This window comes from Actinomadura sp. NPDC049753 (genome assembly GCF_040674655.1).
GTDB lineage: Bacteria > Actinomycetota > Actinomycetes > Streptosporangiales > Streptosporangiaceae > Spirillospora > Spirillospora verrucosospora.
In genome coordinates, this window is the sequence record NZ_JBFARL010000328.1 from 1 (window position 1) to 5,144 (window position 5,144).

6 protein-coding genes are annotated in these 5,144 nt (G+C 77.0%); 4 read left to right on the forward strand and 2 right to left on the reverse strand.

Features of this window, described 5'->3' with window-relative positions; genetic code table 11:
• Positions 1–1,033: FAD-binding protein (locus tag AB0K37_RS39990; protein WP_363990856.1), on the forward strand; the 1,033-nt coding region annotated here is incomplete at its 5' end.
• Here the strand turns inward: AB0K37_RS39990 and AB0K37_RS39995 are convergent.
• Together AB0K37_RS39995 and AB0K37_RS40000 are read right to left on the reverse strand one after the other, a co-directional pair.
• Positions 997–1,599 (reverse strand): HD domain-containing protein, encoded by a 603-nt coding sequence (locus AB0K37_RS39995; RefSeq protein ID WP_363990859.1) that lies wholly within the window; start codon positions 1,597–1,599, stop codon positions 997–999. The two genes, AB0K37_RS39990 and AB0K37_RS39995, sit on opposite strands and share 37 nt — an antisense overlap.
• A 33-nt stretch (positions 1,600–1,632) precedes the next feature.
• Complete coding sequence (locus tag AB0K37_RS40000) at positions 1,633–2,151, reverse strand: YbaK/EbsC family protein (protein ID WP_363990862.1); 519 nt, start codon at positions 2,149–2,151, stop codon at positions 1,633–1,635.
• 101 nt (positions 2,152–2,252) lie between these two features.
• On the opposite strand from AB0K37_RS40000, the gene AB0K37_RS40005 reads away from it, so the two are divergent.
• From AB0K37_RS40005 to AB0K37_RS40015, 3 genes are all read left to right on the forward strand, one after another.
• Positions 2,253–2,945: a GntR family transcriptional regulator gene (locus AB0K37_RS40005; RefSeq protein WP_363990865.1), complete on the forward strand. Its 693-nt coding sequence runs from the start codon at positions 2,253–2,255 to the stop codon at positions 2,943–2,945.
• Positions 2,942–4,327 (forward strand): hypothetical protein, encoded by a 1,386-nt coding sequence (locus AB0K37_RS40010; RefSeq protein WP_363990868.1) that lies wholly within the window; start codon positions 2,942–2,944, stop codon positions 4,325–4,327. The genes AB0K37_RS40005 and AB0K37_RS40010 overlap by 4 nt, the downstream gene beginning before the upstream one ends.
• A 5-nt stretch (positions 4,328–4,332) precedes the next feature.
• Positions 4,333–5,144, forward strand: an 812-nt coding sequence (locus AB0K37_RS40015) for a GMC family oxidoreductase N-terminal domain-containing protein (RefSeq protein WP_363990871.1), incomplete at its 3' end; no start/stop codon positions are given.

Genomic DNA, 5,144 nt, shown 5'->3' on the forward strand with positions numbered 1-5,144 from the left:
GGCGGTCCGCGAGGCCGCCGCGCGCGGCCTTGAGGCGGTGCCGCGCGGCCTCGGGCACTCCACCTACGGGCAGTCCCTGACCGCGGGCGTCTCGCTCGACCTCGGCGGGCTCGCGGGCGTGCACGAGGTCGGTCCCGACCGCGCGGTCGTCGGCGCGGGGACGAGCTGGCGCGCGGTCCTCGCCGCGACGCTGCCGCTCGGGCTGACCCCGCCCGTGCTGACCGACCACCTCGACGTCACGGTCGGCGGAACGATCTCCGCCGGCGGCCTCGGCGGGACGTCCCACCGGTACGGGACGCAGGCAGAGAACGTCCTCGCGCTGGAGGTCGTGGTGAACGGGGAGCTCGTCGCCTGCTCCCCCGGCGTCCGCCCCGACGTCTTCGACGCGGTCCGCGGCGGGCTCGGCCGGCACGGCGTCATCACCGCGGCGACGCTGCGGCTCGTCCCGGCCCCGGAGCGGGTGCTGAGCTGCACGATCCCGTGCCGGGACGCCGCGGACCTCCTGCGCGTCCAGCGCGAGACGCAGACGCAGGCCGAGCACATCTCGGGCCAGGTCAAGCCCTCGGAAGACGGCTGGGCGTACGAGGCCAAGGCCGTGCTGTACGGCCGGGGCGAGCCCCCTTCCGGCACCGCGGAGACCGAGGAGCTCTCCTACGCCGACTTCGCCGACCGGATGCGACCCGACGTGGAGGAGCTGATCGCGCTCGGCGAGTGGGCGCGCCCGCACCCGTGGGGCATCGTCCTGCTTCCCGGCCCCGCGGCCGCCGCGCTGATCGGGTCGACGGTCGCCGGCATGACCGCGGCGGATCTCGGCCTCGGCGGCGTCATCGTGGTCAAGGCGCTGCGGGTCGGTCCTGTCCCGATGCTGAGGGCGCCGGACGATCCCGTCCTGTTCGGCGTGCTGCGCACCGCCTCACCGGGGTGCGCGTCCGTCGCGGAGATGCTCGCCGCCAACCGGCGCCTGCTCGACCGCGCGGAGGCGGTCGGCGGCGTCCGCTACGCCGTGGACTCGGTCCCGCCGCCCACGGGGTAGGAGGACTGGAAGGACAGCCGCCGGTCGGCCCCCGCGGCGATCCGGTCGCAGACCTCGTCGAGGTCCATGAAGGCCTCCCATTCCGCCTGGCCGGACGCGGCGGCGAGCACCTCCACGAGGCGCTGTTCGAGGTCGGTGACTCGCCGGCCCTTCCAGATCGCGTCGGCGAGGCTGACGAGCAGGTCCTCGACGCCGGCGCGGGGGTCGTTCCAGGACGAGTGGGTGCGGGCGAAGCGCGCCAGCCGCTCCTCGACGCCCCGCTCCCGGAGCAGCGCGTGCCCGGCGCGCTCGTGCTCGGCGCCGGGGCCGGACAGCTCGGCCGGGTGCAGCGCCTTGCCGATGTCGTGGGTGGCGGCACCGAACAGCACGGCCTCCGCGTCCACGGCCAGTCCGGGACGGCGCTCGTGCGCCCAGTCGACCAGGTCGGCGGCCACGTCGTGGACGGCCCGCAGGTGGGCGGCCAGCCGGGGCGGGGCGTCGAGCTCCTCCAGGAGGCGGGCGGCCCGCTCCGGCAGGGGACGGAGCCCCGGTTCGGTCAGCGCGCGGCGCAGGATCGGGGAGACCATCCCGGCACGGTAGCGGCTTCCCGGCCCGACCCCTTACTGCGCCAGAGCGATGACCTCCGCTCCGGGGAGCCCGGCGAGGGCCTTGCCCGTCACGAGGACCTTCGATTTGCGCAGGCCGCTGCCGATGACGACGTGCGGGGCGGCGGCGACGGCCTCGTCCACGAGGATCGGCCAGCCCGCGGGGAGGCCGACCGGGGTGATGCCGCCGTACTCCATGCCGGTCAGGGACGTGGCGTCGGCCATCGGCGCGAAGGAGACCTTCCGGGCGCCCAGGTGCTTGCGGACCACGCCGTTGACGTCGGCGCGGCCGGTCGCGAGGACCATGCAGGCGGCGTAGGCGACCTCGCCCCCGCGCTTGGCGGCGACGACCACGCAGTTGGCGCTGACGTCGAGGGGGACGCCGTAGCGCTCGCAGAACGCCGCCGTGTCGGCCAGGTCTGGGTCGATCCCGGCGACCTCCGCGCCGGGAAGGCCGCCGATCGCCGCGGCCACCGGGGCCGCCAGCAGGTCGCGCCGTTCGTTCGCGGGCCCCCAGTCGAGCGTGCCGACCATGTCTCATCCCTTCTCGTGATGCCCCCACCCTGCCACGGTCTTGACGGCAGAGCCCCCGACGTGGTCCAGTGGCTCATCCACTCACCCTCTGGAGGTCACCGGTGCCGTCCTCCCCGATCCCCCGCGACACGGTCGTCGACGCGCTCGTCGACCGGCTGCGCGACGACGTGCTCGGCGGCCGCTACCCGCCCGGCTCCTACCTGCCGCCGGAGCGGGACCTCGCCGCCGGCTACGCGGTCACCCGGACGTCGCTCAAGCACGCGATCGTCCGGCTCGCGCAGGCCGGCCTGCTGGAGACGCGGCACGGCGTGGGGACGCGTGTCCGCGACTACGAGCGGCTGGGCGGACCCGAACTGCTGCCGATGCTGGTCAGCACCGTCGGCACGGCCTGGATGGCGGAGATCTTCGAGGTGCGGCGCGAGGTCGGCGCGCAGGTCGCGGCCAAGGCGGCGATCCACGCCACCGGCGAGCAGCGGGCCCGGCTCCGGGAGTTGGCCGCGCGGGTCAGGGACGCCGCCGGAGCCGACGAGGCCCAGCTGGCCGAGTGCGAGGTCCACCGGGTCATCGCGGCGGCCACCGGCAACCGGGTCTACGGGTTCATGGTCAACGCCCTGCTGAACGCCTACCTCGCCGTCCGGGAGGGCTTCACGCACGCCTTCGCCGACCCGGCGGCGGCCGCGGACCGGCTCGCCCCCCTGGTCGACGCCCTGTGCGACGGCGACGCCGCGCGGGCCCGCGACGCGGCGGGCGCGTACTTCACCGAGACCGAGTCGGTCATGCGGGGCCTGCGGTGAGCGCGCGGCGCACGGTCTTCGCCGAGGTGATGGAGGGGTCGCTGCGGCTCGCCGGGGAGGACCGCGACCGCCCGATGCGGCTGGAGCTGACCGCCGACCTGCCGGGCGTCCTGCGCCCCTGGGGCGATGCGGAGGGGGCCCTGACCGGACGCGTCCGCGTGCCGGGCTGGGCGGACGACCCGGCGGCGTCCGGGCGGCTGCGGGTGGCGCCGATGGCGGCGCGCCGGATCCGCTACACGCTGGGCTTCACCGCCGGCGACGGGCGGCGGCTGCGCCTGGACGGCTGGAAGACCGTCAGCCCGCGGCGCCCCGTCCGGTCGATGACGTTCCTGCCGCTCACGGTGACCGGCGAGGACGGGGCCGTGGTGGGCGAGGCGCGGCTGCGCTTCGACCTGCGCCGCGACCTCGCCCGCTTCCTCGGCGGCTTCCGCTTCCCCGGGCCCGATCCCCTGCGGTCGCGCTGGCGCGGGCAGGCGGGACGGCTGGAGGTCTGGTACACGACGCTGACCGACCCGGCGACCGGGACCGGCGTCTGGGTCCACCATGAGCTGGTCGCGCCGGACAGGGGCGCGGCGGACGCGGGCGCCGCGCGGGCCCACGGCTGGGCCGCCGTCTTCCCTCCCGGCGAGGCGCCGGTGCTCGGACGGTTCGGCCCGGAGAAGTGGAGTCCCCCGGAGGACGCCGTGTTCGCCGCCGGGCCCGTCGAGCAGACCGCCGGGCGGCTCACCGGCACGGCCGGGGCCGTCACCTCGGACCTGCGCGAGTCGGGAGGCGGAGCGCCCCTGTACACGTTCCCGCGCTGGGCGTGGGAGTCGGAGCTCCTGCCCGCCGCGCAGATCGTTCCGAAGCCCGCCGCGTCGTACGACGGCGTGGTGCGGTTCGGCGACCGCGTCCTCGACCTGGCCGCCGCGCCCGGCGCGTCCGCCCGCATCTACGGGCACGGGAACGCGCGGCGCTGGGCGTGGCTGCACGCCGACCTCGGCGATGGCGACGTGTGCGAGATCGTGGCGGCGGTGTCGACGCGTCCGGGGCTGGACCGGCTCCCCCCGCTGCCGTTCGTCCGGCTCCGGGTGGACGGCGCCGACCTGCCCACCGGCGACCCGCTGCTCGCGGCCCTGCGGCTCCGCGCCGACATCGGCCTGCCGGTCTGGACGGTCCACGGCCGCATCGGCGACAGGCGCCTCCACGTGCGGGTGGCGCTGCCGCCCGGGGAGACCGTCGCGGTCGACTACGCCGACCCGGACGGCGCGCCGGCCGTCTGCCACAACTCCGAGCGCGCCGACGTCCGGATCGCGCTGGCCCGGCGGGCCGGACGCGGCTGGGAGACCGAGCGCGAATGGCGGCTGGACGGCACCGGCCACGCGGAGGTGGGGCTGCGGTGAGCGCGATGACCGGCACGGTCGCCGCGCTGCTCGGCATCGAGGACGCCGGCGACCTGGCGCGGGTGTCCGCCCGCGCGGAGGCCATCGGCCGGGCGCTCCCGGCGCCCGCGCGGCTCGGCCTGCGCGCGGGCGCGGGCACGCTGGACGCGCTGTCCCGGCTCGCCACCGGTCACCCGCTGGACGGGCTGGACCCCGACCGCCGCGACGCGTTCTGCGCCCTGCTGACCTCCCGCGAACCGGCGGCGCGGCTCGTGGAGGCGCTGAAGATCCCCCTGCTGCTCGCCGCCGGCACCGAGCTGCTGCCGCTCCCTCCGGCCTCCGGCGACCCGCGCCCCGACGCTCCGCTGGACTGCACGCCCTCGGACGGCTGGCCCGCCTGCGCGACCGCCGACGCCGTCGTGATCGGCTCGGGCGCGGGCGGCGCGATGGCGGCGCGGACCCTCGCCCGGCGCGGCATGTCGGTGGTGGTCCTGGAGGAGGGCCGGCGGTTCACCGTGGCCGAGTTCCGCGACCGGCCGCCGCTCGACCGGTTCCTCGACCTGTACCGGGACGGCGGCTCCACCGTCGCGCTCGGCCGCCCCCCGGTGCTGCTGCCCCAGGGCCGCGCGGTCGGCGGGACGACCGTCGTCAACAGCGGCACCTGCTACCGGACGCCGGACCGCGTCCTGCGGCGGTGGGCGGCGCTCGGCGTCCCGGTCGAAGACTTCGGCGACCGCCTCGACGAGGTCGAGGCCACACTGCGGGTCGCGCGGCAGCCGCTCGGCCCCCTCGGCCGCAACGGGCTGCTCGCGCTCTTGAACTTCATCAGCGCGAGGTC

What these genes read in the sequence shown, in the direction of transcription:
- AB0K37_RS39995 (WP_363990859.1), bottom strand. Translation starts at nt 1,599, where the DNA reads ATGGTCTCCCCGATCCTGCGCCGCGCGCTGACCGAACCGGGGCTCCGT.
- AB0K37_RS40000 (WP_363990862.1), bottom strand. Translation starts at nt 2,151, where the DNA reads ATGGTCGGCACGCTCGACTGGGGGCCCGCGAACGAACGGCGCGACCTG.